Raw genomic sequence first — 15777 nt, 5'->3', positions numbered from 1 at the left:
TGTAGTCATATTCTGTCTTTATTAAGGTTGGCCTAAGCTTTTTAGAAAATGATATAGAGGCAAAAAACCAGATTGAAAAATATGTCAGGCCTGCATACTCTATTTGATCCATACTGCGATTATTCTTAAAACTATGAAGTTTAAAAATATTGAATCAAATTCATTATTATCAATAACTTAAGTCCTTACAACCAATAATAAAGATTCATATAAAACGGTAAGATAACTTGCTAAGAATAGGACAAAAATAAAGCTCTATTTTAGCATTTTTTTGCCTGTAAGTCACTGTTTAGGGAACGATTTCTAAGTATCAGAATGCGGTATAGAATGAGGGTAAAATATGCAAGAGGACGGGCGCTTAAGGACGTGAAATAAGGATTAATAACGCAGATATCAACACCCTAGTAAAAGCTACTGAGCTGGCAAAATATCACCTTGTTTCATGTGAAACACTTGAGATTTTTCCCAATACTTATGTACTAGAGGTAAAATACTGTCTGTCAAACTGGTCATAAATACCTGACAGGGCAGCTGTGCTAGCGTTGATAATAAAATCTCAATCGCCCTATCATCCAGCTCTGCGGTGATATCGTCTAGTAATACCACTGGTGTAGCACTTAATTTAGCGTCACTGTGATATAGCTCGCTATTAGTTTTAGCATTAAGAAACAATGGTAATTGTGATAAACGCAATGCCGTAATCAACAGTTTTTTCTCTCCACGAGATAAAATATTAGCTGCCTGCTCTTTTAAAATAGGCAGTTTAACAGTCGGATCCGCTGATAAAGGTGGGTTTAGATTTTCATCAGCTATCTGTCTTGAGCCTATCGAGCGCCAATGCACGTGAATATCAGCACGATGGTTACCAATACGGGTATAACCCAACTGCAAATCTTGCTCTAGGCGTTCATTAAGCTGTATGTCGAGCGCTATACCAGTATCGTAGCCCGCATTGTAACTTAAGCTTAACTGCTCAGCATAAGCAGGCAATAACTGTGCAATGCTCTTAGAAAAATAAGGCTGCCAAGCTTCAAATATAGCTTGACGGTAGTGATGAATCAGCGCTGCATGACTGGAAAGCCCCTTATCCCAAGCCTTAAGCTCAGCGAGCTGAACCTGAGTCAAATGACGCCGTTGCTTTAGTAAACTATTGCGCTGTTTTAAAAGACGTTGATAAGCAACCCACTGGGGGTGAAAGCCTTGTTTCATGTGAAACACTAACCAATCCAATAGTTGGCGACGACTGGCACTACCCTGCTCTAGCATGTCCATCGTTGATGGGTCTATAAGCAATGTTGGTAGCTGCTCGGTCAAGATGCTTTGGTTGTAAACGGTGGTTTGATTTAAACGCAGAATAGTCGTTGCATCTCCTTTCTTTTGGATAGCTAAGGTACGGCTGTCATTGAGATTAGCATGTATAGTGGCAGACTCTTGATAATGTTGGATATAGCGTTTAGGCTGATGATGACGGAAACTTTTGCCTCTTGATAACAAGAATATAGCTTCAAGTAACGAGGTTTTACCACTGCCATTAGCGCCGATAATAACATTACAAGCTGCAGGAGATAAATTGATGTGCGTTAAATTGCGCAAGTGAGAGATTTGTAGACGTTCAATCATAATACCGACAACCGCCTATAAATCCTGCTTGTATTTTAGCAGGCAAAAGTTTAATTAGAATATAGAATTTTAAGCTTAGGAAGCTTAAATTCATCAATATGATTAGGGTTAAAATCCATAACAATTATAACTTTCAACCCTCACTATCTATCATTTAAAGAATAGATTATATGCGCATTGGCATAATAACGTACTGATGAAACTCATCATTTAACTGATTAACCAATACCGATGCATTTGACTGGCTCATATGCATTTGCAAGTCGCCTTGGATGACACCTAGCACGTCTTGTAGATAAGCAGCATTAAAGGACAACTCCATCGGCTCACCTTGATACTTAGCTTGAATCATCTCCACCGCTTCATCTTGCTCTGCATTATTGGCGCGTACTTCTACCATACCATCACTGGCAAAATTAAAGACTACTCCGCGAGACTTCTCATTACTCAAAATCGCGACACGGCGCAGCACATCCATCATTTTTTCTTGATTAAATAGAGCAAGTTTGTCCGTATTGCTAGGCATAACACGGCGATAATCAGGGAATTTACCATCAATCAGACGCGCGGTAAAAGTCACCATCAAATCCTGACTAACCTGCCCTGCACTATCAACGTCACCAAATGGTAAGCTCACTTGCAAAAACTCACGACCGAAACTCAACGTGACGGCATTGTCTTTATCACCAAGCATTTTGCCCAGCTCGGTAGCCAAACGCTCAAGCTCAATTACAGCCTTACGTGGCAAGATAGCCTGCATACTTAAATCAGCACTGACTTCAATAACACTACGTGCTAATGCCAGTCTATGACCATCGGTTGCAACCGTCGTTAACTGCTGCTGTGACACATCAAATAGCATACCCGTTAGATAATAACGGACATCTTGAATCGCCATCGCAAATTGGGTCTTATGAATCAAATCAATAAGACGACTACGGCTAATCGTTAATGGTGTAATATTTTCAGGATTGCCCAAACTTGGATAGTCTTCGCTAGGCAATGTACCTAAGGTAAAACGGCTTTTGCCACTGGTCAATAAGCAGCGTTGGTTTTCTTGAGTTATCAGAGTGACTTGTGCTTGAGCGGGTAAAGATTTACAAATATCTCTTAATTTAGTGGCAGGCAATGTCGTCGTACCTGCTTCAACACAAGCTCCAGCAGGCAATTTCAACGTCGATGTCAGCTCTACTTCTAAATCAGAAGCGGTCAAAATAAGCTCTGATTCAAATAGCTGTAGCTTGATATTACCCAAGATAACCATATTGTGGCGTTTATCAGCAGCCTTGGCGATCAAGTTAATGGCTTTTAGTAACGACTCTCGATTAATCGATAATTGCATGCTTAGTTACTCTTATTTAATTGATTCTTTTTGTAAAAATAAAGAATATTGACTTAATATACCCTGTCTACTGACGATAATCTATTAGGGGTCTGTGTACGCCCGTTTTCAACATTATAAACCATATCTATCTACTAAAATATAGTGATAGTAGAGCCGTCTAACCAGCTTGCAGCATCAAAGCTAGGGTCTTGTAATCCTTATCAAACGCTGGATCGGCGGCACGTAGCTCATTCACTTTATCACAAGCATGCATCACTGTTGTGTGGTCGCGTCCTCCAAAAGACTGCCCAATCTCAGGAAAACTCTCGCTAGTCAACTCTCGTGATAGTGCCATCGCTATTTGGCGAGGTCTAGCAATACTACGCGTACGCTTGCGACCGAGCATATCCTTAATCGTCACATCATAATATTCAGCGACCACTTTACGAATATTATCCATATTGACGGCTTGTACGCGCATGGCAACGATATCTTTTAACGCATATTGCACCATTTCAAGGGTAATAGGGGCGCCGGTTAAGTTAGCATTGGCAAATACCTGGTTTAAAGCACCTTCTAAACGTCTCACATTAGAAACAACATTTTGAGCGATGAATAACGCACATTCTTTAGGAAGGCTCATTCCATAAGAGGCGGCTTTCCTTTGTAAGATTTGTACGCGCGTATCAATTTCAGGCGGATCAACTGCGACCGTTAAGCCCCAAGAAAAACGAGATCTAAAGCGCTCGTCAAATTCAGTCATCTGTGATGGATGCCGATCAGATGCCAAAATTAGCTGTTTATCACCACTGGTGAAATCTGCAAACAATGTTAAAAACTCATTACTACTTTTAGTCTTTCCAGCTAATACATGAATATCATCTACTATTAACAAATCTACTTTTTTTATTTTCTTTTTAAAGTCTTCTATTTTATTATTTCTTAATGAATAAACCAATTGATTAATAAATTTTTCAGAAGTGAAATAATAAAAAGTTTGATTATTTTTTAAATAGCGATGTGCTACAGAATGCATTAAATGGGTTTTCCCCAAACCAGAAGGTCCATATATAAACAAAGGATTGTGACGATTTTTTGATTGACGTTTACCAAGCTCGTAGCATGCCTTATAAGCAAGATTGTTAGACTTACCTGTGACAAAGGTTTCAAAGGTAAAATCAGGATTTAAATAATTTAAGGATTTCGCATCAGCAGAGTCAACGGCTTCCGCATGACGCATATTGGCATCGATATCTGCTTTGGCATTATTATGATGAATGGTTTCAAAATCATGATTTGCAAGGGTAGGGGAGACGATATCTTCTGAGAATAAAGACCCTGATTGTAGCGAGCTAGTATCATCAGCAGTACGACCAGCATTATCAACACGTACAATAACTTCTTCGATACTTCCTTGGCTATGCTTAGTAACCAGCTGTTGAATATCCTCTAAGTGGTTCTTTTTGATGTAAGTTACAAAGTAATCATTAGGTGCAAGAATGATTAAAGTGTTGTTTTCTTGATGAGCTGACAATGGTCTTAACCACATGGTAAACACGTTATCTTTGACATGATAACGTAAGTCGTTTAGGCATTTATCCCAAATATTTGCTGTATCTATCATGAATATCAGTAGCCCTATAGTTCAAAGTATTAGCATTTTTTATTGTAAGAATAGATCGAATTAGGTCTAAAAAGGTGTTGAGGCTTACGTTAAACAACCTATTACAAAGTACACTAACATCTTATATCTTATAGGGGAGTAATCTACCACAAATAAACTGTGGATAAAACCTTGTTTTCTGGGGATAAGCCTGTGGATATTTTTGTGTATAAGTAATAATATTAAGTTATCCATATTTCACCCACAGGTTATACACAGGGTTACCCATAGCTTAAATTTCTGATTATAAAGGAAAATCAATACTTAACCACAGAAAAACAGTACTCCAATAACAACAATATCTATATATATTAATCAATTAATTATTATAAGAATCAATAAAAACTGTGGATAACTTTAAAAATCATCGCCAATAATACAAATTGTTTTCAAACTAGATAATAAGATTTACAGTAGTAAATTTATCAAGTACGCAGAGGATGACTAACTTCTTAGATGAGTTTTTAAAATCCATCAGCTTTCTACAAAAAGTAAAAAATCGAAGAGCAATATCACGCTGCTTTAAAACGTAGTGAATAGTTTATTGACCCACATCCTATGCAATGATATAATCCTCCGTTATTACGAATTTAGTCCATTATTTTGATAGGTGAGTTATGAAACGTACATTCCAACCAAGCGTGATCAAGCGTAAACGTACTCACGGTTTCCGTGCTCGTATGGCAACTAAAAAAGGCCGTCAGGTCTTAGCTCGTCGCCGCGCTAAAGGACGTCATCGCCTTACTGTATAATCAGTAGATTGCGATAAGCATGGCTCATAGTGCTTGTTGTGTTTCTATTATTTATAGATTGCGATCGTCAATAATCACAACTGACACTTAGCCATATATTAAAAGCGCCCACATCGGCGCTTTTTTTGTCTCTATACTTTATGATTATTTCTACGCTACTATTTCTGCTATTGTTATCAGCTCTTATACTAGGTTGTACTATGTCTAATATTGTTTCAGCGCCACCTAATGCTCGCTTCACCAAAGCGCAGCGCTTACTCACGCCAGCGGCCTTTCGTGAGGTGTTTGATGCACCTGAGCGTAAGCTTCATCAGAGCCATCTGATGGCGTTTGTGCGTACTAACACTCATGAGCAGCCACGAGTCGGTATGGCGATCACCAAGCGCAAAGTCCCTACGGCAGTTGCGCGAAATTTAATCAAACGTCAAATACGTGAGCAGTTTCGAATAAAAGCTTCTAGTTTGGAAAATAAAGATATTGTTTTTATTGTTAAAAGTTCCGTTAAAGGCTTAAGTAATAAAGAAATAAAAACGGAAGTAATTAATATTTTTAAAAAAATAGAAAAAAAATAACATGAATTTATTTATAAAAATAATAAATAAATACTTATATATATTAATATATAATTTTATGGATTTTTATCAAAAAATAATAAGTCCTATATTACCTGCTCGTTGTCGATATTATCCAACCTGTTCAAATTATGGTAAGCAAGCTCTAGCTTGGCATGGTGTTTGGAATGGGAGTTTACTGTTATTAAAACGCATTAGTCGCTGTCATCCATTAGGCGGACATGGAGTTGATTTTGTGCCTCTACCTTTGGCTTCTTATCGCTATCAATACTTGTCCCGTAATCTAGTAGCTCATGGACAGTTTCATGGTTTTTATGTTTATCGAGATAATCATGGCTATGTTACTCGCCTAAATCATATGATGAAATTGACCTAAGACCTAAGCTTTACTAGGCGTTTCAGTATATCTACCTAGTTACCCACAAGTTATCCACACTGTTGGTATCATTTAGAATCGTTTTTTAGTAAAATGATGAACATTTTATGTGATTGACTGCTGACATTACCGTTCACTATCTGGGCCAATGCTGTGTGGTGGTCATAACACATGCCCTAGTTTTTTTATTCCCTAATTTTTTAATCTAGGAAAGGTTTATGCAAAAGATATTTCGGGTGATGATCATCATTGCGATGTTAATCACCGCTTATCTGCTGATTTTGGCATGGCGTGATGATTATGCAGATGCCCCAGCTGTAGACACGGTGCCAGAAACTGCAGCTTCAGTAGGAGCCGATATTCCTTCTACTAGCGGTGCAGCAGGTGATATTCCAGTACAGACGCTACCTGTCGACAACGGTACAGTTGATAGCGCTGTGACTGCTACACCTGCTACTGATGCAGGACTAATCACAGTCACTACTGATCGTTATGACATCAAAATCAATCCAGAAGGCGGTGACATCGTTTATGCTGCGCTAAAGCAGTATGATGCGACCCTTGATAGCGATAAGCCTTTTGTATTGCTAGAAAACAACAGTAACCGCGTTTACGTGGCTCAGTCTGGTCTGATTGGTCAAAATGGTATCGATACTGCAGAAGGTCGTGCCAAATACAGCCATACTGCCAACAATTACGTGATGGAAAAAGGCCAGCAAACGTTATCAGTGCCGCTTACGTATAAAAAAGATGGCGTGACAGTCACTAAGACTTTTACCTTTACACACGATAAATATCCTATCGATATCAGCTATAAGATTCAAAATGCTTCTACAGCGGCGTGGCAAGGTCAGATGTTTGCGCAGCTAAAGCGTGATGATAGTAAGGATCCCGGTATGTCTGATAAAGGTGCGCTTAGTATGGCAACCTATTTGGGCGGCGCTTGGGGTACACCCGATGATCCCTATAATAAGCTGAAGTTTGGTAAGTTTAATGATGGTGAATTGACCACAACCAGTGATAAAGGTTGGGTTGGCATCGTACAGCATTACTTTGTGTCAGCATGGACGCCTGAAAACTTTACTGGTAAATTCTTTAGCCGCGAAACAGGTGATGATTACTTTATCGGTTTTAACAGTCAGCCTGTCAATGTTGCACCAAACAAGCAAGTAACCTTAAATGCCACGCTATACGCAGGTCCAAAGGTACAATCTGAGCTTAAGGATGTAGCAGTAGGGTTAAATCAGACGGTCGATTATGGTCTGTTATGGCCAATATCAAAGATATTGTTTGGTATTTTGGATGGTATTCATAAAGTCATCGGTAACTGGGGCTGGTCAATTATTCTATTGACTATCTTAGTGAAGCTGGCATTGATGTGGTTCTCAAACAAGAGCTACTACTCAATGGCGAAGATGCGTGCGATTGCACCGCGCCTTGCTGCATTAAAAGAAGAGCATGGCGACGATCGCATGAAAATGTCGCAAGAAATGATGGCAATGTACAAAGAAGAAAAAGTCAATCCAATGGCGGGTTGTTTGCCGATTCTGATGCAGATGCCGATTTTCTTAGCCTTGTATTGGGTACTGGTTGAGAGTGTTGAGCTACGTCATGCACCGTGGATTTTGTGGATTCAAGATCTATCAGCGATGGATCCGTGGTTTATTTTGCCACTATTAATGGGTGCATCGATGTTTATTCAGCAGCAGCTTAATCCACAGCCAGCTGATCCGATGCAGGCGAAAGTCATGAAATTCTTGCCGATTATTTTCACCGCGTTCATGCTGTTCTTCCCAGCAGGTCTGGTACTATATTGGACTGTTAATAACTTATTTAGTATGACGCATCAATATATCGTCAATAAAAAAGTAGAAGAAGAGCAAAAGCTTCGTACGGTTAAGGTACTGGATTAATCATTTAATAGTTTAGAAGTTCAAAAAACCATCGCTACGGCGGTGGTTTTTTTATGGCCTTAATGTCATATCTGGTATGAATACCTACTTAAGACTACGCCATAGTCGCTGCAGTCAAGCTAGATGATATTGGAAAAGACTTACAATGAGGAGATTGCGCTCTTTAAAGATTGTTTTGTCAGTGTGCGTTAAGCCGTCTATAATGGAGTTTTTAGTTATTGAGAGTGCTTGTGGATTCCCAAGAGTTGGCGTTAGCCGCCCCTGAGTCATCAAAAAATCTCGGTTTTTCGAGTCTGCCTACCATTGCCGCTATTGCTACACCGCTTGGACGGGGCGGGGTCGGGGTTATTCGTCTGTCTGGCACACATGCGTGTAGCATTGCTTGTACGCTGACAGGTAAGTCAGCATTTAAACCGCGCATGGCGAGCTTCTGCCGATTTTATCAAGCAGATGGTACTGTTATCGATGAAGGGTTGGTGCTGTATTTTAAGGGTCCGCACTCGTTTACTGGCGAAGATGTTATTGAACTGCAAGGTCATGGCGGCATGATTTTGCAAAATCAGTTGTTGGCACGTGTGTTTGAGTTAGGGGCAAAACAAGCCAGCGCTGGAGAGTTCTCTTATCGTGCCTTTGATAATGATAAGTTAGATTTGGTACAGGCAGAAGCCATTGCAGATGCGATTGATGCTACCAGCGCCGCCGCTGCTAGCAGTGCTATTCGGTCACTCAGCGGCGAGTTTTCACAAAAGATTAATCAGCTACTTGAGCAGTTAATTCATCTGCGTCTGCATGTTGAAGCAGCCATCGATTTTCCTGATGAAGAAGACGTTGATTTTTTATCAGATGGGGTCATACAAGGTAAGCTTGAACAAACACAAGAAAAAATCCAGCAGGTCTTGGCGACTGCTAAGCAAGGACAATTATTACGTGATGGTATTCATGTGGTATTGGCAGGTAGACCTAATGCTGGTAAATCAAGCTTGTTGAATCGCTTGGCAGGGCAAGAGCGTGCTATCGTCACTGATGTGGCGGGTACAACGCGTGATACACTACAAGAAACCGTTGTCCTCAATGGTTTGACGCTACACTTGACTGATACGGCAGGCCTGCGCGAGACAGAAGATACGGTCGAGCGTATCGGTATTGAGCGCGCGCGGACAGCGATTGCTCAGGCAGATATGCTGTTAATGGTTTATGATGTAACCCGTGATCTTGAAGAAGAAAGTACCCCATTACAGCTCGCTGAGCAGTTATTTGGTGAGCTACCAGAAGCCAAGCGCTTGTTAATTATCGCTAATAAAAGTGATTTATTAAATAATAATAGCAGCAAAGAAATAACCTCTATTTCGCAACAACAGATTCATAATCGCGATTACGAGCAAGTTAATGTTTCATGTGAAACAGGCGCAGGTATTGATGATTTAGTCGAAACTCTGTGTGCCAAAGTAGGGTTTCATCCACCCGAAAATAGCTTGATAGCTCGTACGCGTCATTTAGATGCATTAAGAAGAACGGCCGAATATTTAGCAGAAGCTCATGAGCAACTAACCGTTTTTAAAGCGGGTGAGTTAGTCGCTGAAAGTTTGCGTCAAGCTCAGCATAGTCTGGGCGAGATTACCGGGGAGTTTAGTGCAGATGATTTGTTGGGCAAGATTTTTGGCAGTTTTTGCATTGGTAAGTAATCTTATTTACGGTTATAAATTTGAATGATGTAGCTGTAAAGATGGGATTATGACTCGTTTAATAGTGCTTCATATAAAGACAAGGAAAGCCGTATGCATTGCCCTTATTGTAATGCGTCAGAGACAAAGGTAATTGACTCGCGTCTTGCTGCTGAAGGTGCGCAAGTGCGCCGCCGTCGTTCATGTAATAGCTGTCAAGAACGCTTTACCACCTTTGAAGTGGTCGAAGTGGTGATGCCTCGTATTATCAAGTCCAGCGGTAAGATTGAACCTTATGATAATGATAAACTACGACGCTCAATTTTATTACCACTACAAAAACGTCCTATCACTATCGATGAGCAAGAAGGGATGATTAGCCGGATTGAAAAGCGTGTACGGCAAATGGGTGAACGTGAGGTCAGCAGTAAAGTGCTTGGCGAAATCATTATGAGTGAGCTTAAAACGCTTGATGATGTTGCGTATGTGCGCTTTGCTAGTGTTTATCGTGACTTTCAGGATATTGATGCTTTTCATCAAGAGATTGCCAATATACGCCCTAATGATAAATAACATTGAGTTAAGGTTTTGATGCTTTCTTAAGCCTATAATTTTATGTGACTTCATGAAACCATTGATAATAATATCTCATCATTTATTAAGCCCTTTTTTATGTCAAATTTAGACCATTCTCAAGATGCGAAAGACCGCTATTTTATGATGCTTGCTATCGAGCAAGCAAAGCTTGGCTTGTATACCGCTCGACCCAATCCTGCTGTAGGGTGTGTCATTGTTCAAGCAGAGGAAGTTGTCGGTCAAGGCTTCCATCCTAAAGCCGGTCAGCCGCATGCTGAGGTATTTGCTCTAAAAGATGCTGATATAAGAACAGTTGGTGCTACCGCTTATGTCACTTTAGAGCCTTGTAGTCATACGGGTCGTACGCCGCCTTGTGCAAAAGCACTGATAGAATCTGGCGTCATACGGGTTGTCGTTGCTGGACTAGATCCAAACCCACAGGTCGGAGGTCGCGGTGTGAAATTGTTAGAACAAGCGGGTATAGCTGTGAGCGTTGGTGTATTAAAAACGCAAGCAGAAGCGTTAAATAAAGGCTTTCTAAAGGCCATGCGTACCCAAAGGCCTTATGTCAGGCTTAAGATTGCGACCAGTCTTGATGGTCGTACGGCGATGGCGACAGGTGAATCAAAGTGGATTACTGGTCCTGCTGCGCGCGAAGACGTGCAAAAACTGCGTGCGCAAAGTGGCGCTATCATTACTGGTAGCGAAACGGTTATTGTCGATAACCCTCAGTTAAATGTACGCTCTAACCAACTAGGTATAGCAATTGAAGAGGTTCCACATCCTAAAGTGGTGATACTTGATAGGCGAGGTCGTTTAAAGCATGATCTACAGTCTGATTACCAGTTGTGCCACCGTACTGACATACTGTATTGGCGTGAAGATAATTTAAGAGAGTTATTAAAGGTGTTAGTCACTGAGTATCAGTGTTATGACGTATTGATAGAAGCAGGTGCCAGTGTTGCTGGTAGCTTCTTACAACAGCAATTGGTAGATGAGTTGATTGTGTATCAAGCGCCATGTCTGTTAGGGCAAAAAGCGCGAGCGATGGTTGATATTAATCCCTTATCGCTAGCTCAGCAATTGCGTTTTGATATTCAATGTCATGAACAGCTTGGTTCTGATCTGAAATTGACCTTATTACCCATTTAATTGTTAATTATCTATCCACACTCTTAATGCAAGATATGATGGTTAGGCATAAATAATGACTGCTCATATTAGTTTCACATGAAACTGTGTATAACTTTGTTCCACATGAAACTTTTTATTTTGGTTGAACGTTATTTTTATAAATAAATTATAGTAAAATCAACTACTTGCATTGTAGGGATTAGGTATGCAAATATTGAGTGAAAACAATATGAATTGTGGATAACTTGTTAATAACTAAGGTTTTTAAGCTTACAGGCAAGTGTTATCCATTACTTATCCACAGTTTATCCCAAAATATATGTGATATAGCACGTTTATTGCTGAGAAAAGCTATCCATAACGACAATAAAACAATGAGAAGAGGTTGATATGTTTACCGGAATTATAGAAAGTGTGGGAAAGGTTAAGTCGATGCAATCTACAGGCGGCGACATTCGCTTGACTATAGAGTCTGATGGCTTAGATTTTAGCGATGTGAAGCTTGGAGACTCTATAGCTTCTAACGGTATCTGTCTGACGGTTGTAGATTTCGGTAGTAATCATTACTCCGTTGATGTTTCACGTGAAACTATAGCGCGAACAGCGCTAGAAGATTTGAAACCGGGGCATATTGTCAACTTAGAGAAGGCAATGCTACCGACTACACGTTTTGGCGGGCATATTGTCGCAGGTCATGTCGATGGAGTAGGGGTCGTTAGTAAGTTGCAAAAGGATGCACGTTCTATATATATCGAAATTGAGATACCAAAAGAGCTGGCGCATTATACAGCGACGAAAGGATCTATTACTCTTGATGGTATTAGCCTCACGACTAACTTAGTGCGTGATAATATTGTTTCACTCAATATCATTCCCCATACAGCTCAAGTGACCAATATTGCACAGCATTGGTTGGTAGGAGACAAGGTCAATGTGGAGGTAGATATTGTGGCTAGGTATTTGGAGCGTTTATTAAATAAGTCGCAGGAAGACACTGCAAATATTAGCCCGCAAAGCAATATTACTGAAGCTTTTTTAGCAGATAATGGCTTTATGAAGTAAGTCATATTTGATACAACAGTCTTATCTTGCTGCAAATTTTATATTAGCAGTAAGTGAAAAGTATAGAAGCTATCTTGTTTTAGCATGGTTTTGTATAAGTGATCACTAACATTCTTTATGAGTTTTAGTAGTATTTTTTAGGGTTTAATTAGTGCTGTTAAGACGTCTTGTAGTTTATCCTTATTAATAGGTTTGGCTAAAAACTCATCCATACCTACCTTTAAGCACGCTGAGCGGTCTTCTTCAGTATTGTTCGCTGTAAGTGCAACGATAGGAATATCATCGCCTTGCGCTCTAATTGCCTGAGTTGCTTGCAATCCATCCATCACTGGCATCCGGCAATCCATCAGAATAAGATCAATCTCTTGACGCTGCGCTTGCAGTATATCTAATGCTTGCTGACCGTCTTCTGCCACCACGCTCCGATAACCAAGTTTGGCGAGCATTTTGCAGGCAATTTTTTGATTGGTAGGACTGTCTTCTACCACTAAAATCAGAGGTGAGATGATTTCATCAGACCTATTATCTGCTGACACTACAACGCTGTCGTTATACTTAATATCTGCTGCTTGTATGAGTATCTGTCTGGTAGGAAGTGTTAAGCGCAGTAGCTCAGAGAGCAGTAAATTCACATCTAGCGGCTTGGTTAAAAATCCATCACATCTATCTAGTAGTATAGAAGCGATACGGCGCTCAGACTTCATACTGAGTAATATCTTTGGTAGCGATACATTAGCCAATAAGTGATTTAATGTATGCTGTTTGTCAATATTGCTAGATAGCGTATTTGCTAAATCTTCTTCTTTTATTTGTTCCTCTACCATATTGGCATGGATGCTTTTTTCATCTTTCATCTTTGATTGATTAGATAAAGCAAGCGTAATGCTTTCATAATAATCGTAGTCGAGGAGCAATATTGGAGCGAGTGTACGCTGGTTTTGCATCAGTTCGTCGTTGAGCTGCTGTAGGGTCACGCTATCAGTAGACGTAAAAATAGTGACTGTTATAGATAAATGGGTACATAGGCGTTTTAGATGTTCAGCGGCAAGTGGCTGATTGATGATGGCAATAAGATGCAATCGCGTTAACTGTTGATTGAGATGGTAGATGGGTTGATAGTTTGGATTTTGGCAAGGCAGATAAAGATCAAAGGTACTTCCAACATCAGGTGTGCTGTGTAATTCTATAAAACCACCCAATAATTTAGCAAAACTATGAGCAGTTGTCAGTCCTACATCTGCTTGACTGACTTGAGTATGAATTTGGCTGGCTTTTTGCGAGTAACTCGACTGGTCTAATTGCGTATTTTCTAGTTGAGCTGTTTGATTAAAATAACTATGAAGTTTATCTCTCTGGGTTGTCTCTAAGCCAATGCCACTATCTTGGATACTAAAGCGAACCCAGTCATGCGCTGGGTTTGTTTTTCTGTTGGTATTATCAGGCACTAATTTATTAGTTGTACCGTTCACTAAATCATTAACCAGAATGGTATTTTTGGCTGATAGTTGTTCTGTATTCACAGCTTCAATCGTCAGTACAACGTAACCTGAACTGGTATATCTAATAGCGTTATCCAGTAAGTTACGTAAGATTGTCTGCAGACGTTTATGGTCGGTATCGATGAGGCGAGGGCAATCAGGAGTGAAAAAGTATAGTAATTCAAGCCCATGTTGTCTCGCATCTTTTGTGACTAAATGACTGACATGTTGCCCTATTTTATAAATGTCGACAGTTTCAATATTCAAACGAGTTTTTCGAACTTCTATCTCCCCTATATCCAGCATCTCGTTGAGCATAATAAGCATAGCATGACTGGTTTCAATCAGAGTATTGACAATCTGGTGCTCTTTGACAGTCAAAACGCTAGTATCAATCGGTTCTAAAGTATCAATCATAGCCTCTAATGGCAGCCGTAAGTCATGACCCATCGTTGATTTGAGTGCATTAAATTCATCAAGTTGTCGCTGTATTTCTATATTTTGTTGCTGCAGCTGTTCGTTTTGGCTTGTTAAATCATTTACATTATTCAGTAATACGGTAAAACCGTGAACCTGACCATGCTCACCAAACCACGGGGTAATATGTAGCTGATAAGCTTTTTTATTAGCCAGCCCATATACCATAAACGTACGCGTAACACGAAGACTTTCTAGTTGTTGCAGCAGTAACTGGGTGGATTCATCTTCAGTAAAAACAAAATCTGTTAATTTATAATTGCTGTCATTTTGAAAGGCTGTCGAAAATACTTGCTCAAAACGTTGATTAAAGAAGCTAATTTGACCTTGTCTCATAATCATCAGCATCGGTAGTGGGGCGTGATCAACCAAACGCTCTAGGCGATGCTTTAGAGTAGTAATATGACGATGATTGTTATGCAATTGATAGTTAATCCGACTAAGTGCATGACCCAATTGCAAAAATTCAGGCGTAGATTCTTTGCTGACAAACGGTGGTGGTGTATATGCCTCTTTTGCATGACTGCTTAAGTTGTCGGTATAAAGCAGTAACTGCACCCAATTGGCGCGGCGTTTTAAGGTATATAGTAGTGCCAAAGTAAAAAACATGATGGCGGTCATTAAAGGCAACCAATAGCGATAAGATACCCAGTTAATATTGAGCGGCTTATGACGCAAAATGGTATAAAATTTATGACCGCTTTTAAGCTCGATGGTTCCGACTAGTTTATCATTGGATAACGTATAGGTGCTATGAGTATTCTTATTTGATAATAGCGAAGTCTCAATGCTTGGAAACATAATCCCCGTAAATTCAGGTTCATCAGCTTCAGTTTGATGGTAAATGAAAGTTTGGCCGGAGGGCATCATAAAAATCAGCTGATAACTGATTCCTGCCAAAAAAGGCTTCTCTACTATCTTTTTAACGGCAGGGTTTATAGGATTATTAAGCTCGGAAATCTGATACTGCAAGGTATGAAACGTCTCTACACTGTGCTGCTTACTCTCATTCTTCATCTCATGAAACATGATGAAATAATACAATGACAACATGGCGAGTAATGTCAAAGTATAGAAAGCCAACAGGCGTTGCAGAGACTGAAATTGTGGCATAAAGGCATGACCCTAAGTCGGCATAATAATACACAGTAAATTTAAAATGGTTTCGT

General features: G+C 39.9%; 12 protein-coding genes. 8 read left to right on the top strand and 4 right to left on the bottom strand.

Annotation, left to right across the window (positions count from 1 at the left end; genetic code table 11):
* Positions 1 to 411: 411 nt before the first annotated feature.
* The 3 genes from recF to dnaA all read right to left on the bottom strand — a co-directional run bounded on the left by recF (position 412) and on the right by dnaA (position 4568).
* Entirely contained in the window at positions 412 to 1620 is a 1209-nt protein-coding gene (gene recF / locus FQ082_RS05140; RefSeq protein ID WP_149492297.1) for a DNA replication/repair protein RecF, read from the bottom strand.
* 166 nt (positions 1621 to 1786) lie between these two features.
* A complete protein-coding gene (gene dnaN, locus FQ082_RS05135; RefSeq protein WP_149492296.1) occupies positions 1787 to 2962 on the bottom strand; it encodes a DNA polymerase III subunit beta in 1176 nt (391 codons plus the stop codon).
* Positions 2963 to 3122: 160 nt separating this feature from the next.
* Positions 3123 to 4568 carry a chromosomal replication initiator protein DnaA gene (gene dnaA, locus FQ082_RS05130; RefSeq protein ID WP_149492295.1) on the bottom strand — a complete coding sequence of 482 codons (1446 nt, stop codon included), beginning with the start codon at positions 4566 to 4568 and terminating at the stop codon, positions 3123 to 3125.
* Positions 4569 to 5224: 656 nt separating this feature from the next.
* Here dnaA and rpmH point away from each other — a divergent pair.
* The 8 genes from rpmH (at position 5225) to FQ082_RS05090 (ending at position 12653) form a co-directional block, all read left to right on the top strand.
* Positions 5225 to 5359, top strand: a complete 135-nt coding sequence (gene rpmH, locus FQ082_RS05125) for a 50S ribosomal protein L34 (protein WP_007394757.1) — start codon at positions 5225 to 5227, stop codon at positions 5357 to 5359.
* 200 nt (positions 5360 to 5559) lie between these two features.
* Entirely contained in the window at positions 5560 to 5931 is a 372-nt protein-coding gene (gene rnpA, locus FQ082_RS05120) for a ribonuclease P protein component (RefSeq protein WP_149492294.1), read from the top strand.
* 1 nt (position 5932) lies between these two features.
* Positions 5933 to 6307, top strand: a complete 375-nt coding sequence (gene yidD / locus FQ082_RS05115) for a membrane protein insertion efficiency factor YidD (RefSeq protein WP_149492293.1) — start codon at positions 5933 to 5935, stop codon at positions 6305 to 6307.
* Between the two features lie 218 nt (positions 6308 to 6525).
* Positions 6526 to 8220, top strand: a complete 1695-nt coding sequence (yidC, locus tag FQ082_RS05110) for a membrane protein insertase YidC (protein WP_011514771.1) — start codon at positions 6526 to 6528, stop codon at positions 8218 to 8220.
* Positions 8221 to 8465: 245 nt separating this feature from the next.
* A complete protein-coding gene (gene mnmE / locus FQ082_RS05105; RefSeq protein ID WP_149492514.1) occupies positions 8466 to 9902 on the top strand; it encodes a tRNA uridine-5-carboxymethylaminomethyl(34) synthesis GTPase MnmE in 1437 nt (478 codons plus the stop codon).
* A gap of 93 nt (positions 9903 to 9995) precedes the next feature.
* Positions 9996 to 10454 carry a transcriptional regulator NrdR gene (gene nrdR / locus FQ082_RS05100; protein WP_020444555.1) on the top strand — a complete coding sequence of 153 codons (459 nt, stop codon included), beginning with the start codon at positions 9996 to 9998 and terminating at the stop codon, positions 10452 to 10454.
* A 99-nt stretch (positions 10455 to 10553) separates the two neighbouring features.
* Complete coding sequence (ribD, locus tag FQ082_RS05095) at positions 10554 to 11609, top strand: bifunctional diaminohydroxyphosphoribosylaminopyrimidine deaminase/5-amino-6-(5-phosphoribosylamino)uracil reductase RibD (protein WP_149492292.1); 1056 nt, start codon at positions 10554 to 10556, stop codon at positions 11607 to 11609.
* Between the two features lie 372 nt (positions 11610 to 11981).
* The gene (locus FQ082_RS05090) at positions 11982 to 12653 is read left to right on the top strand and encodes a riboflavin synthase (protein WP_149492291.1); all 672 of its coding nucleotides are present in this window, start codon (positions 11982 to 11984) and stop codon (positions 12651 to 12653) included.
* A 137-nt stretch (positions 12654 to 12790) separates the two neighbouring features.
* Here FQ082_RS05090 and FQ082_RS05085 read toward each other — a convergent pair whose 3' ends face one another.
* On the bottom strand, positions 12791 to 15721 hold the full coding sequence (locus FQ082_RS05085) for a response regulator (RefSeq protein ID WP_149492290.1): 2931 nt from the start codon (positions 15719 to 15721) through the stop codon (positions 12791 to 12793).
* Positions 15722 to 15777: the final 56 nt, after the last annotated feature.

This window comes from Psychrobacter sp. ANT_H56B (assembly GCF_008369245.1).
GTDB lineage: Bacteria > Pseudomonadota > Gammaproteobacteria > Pseudomonadales > Moraxellaceae > Psychrobacter > Psychrobacter cryohalolentis.
The sequence above is the reverse complement of the archived record's forward strand: the minus strand, read 5'-3'. Positions and strand labels throughout refer to the sequence as shown.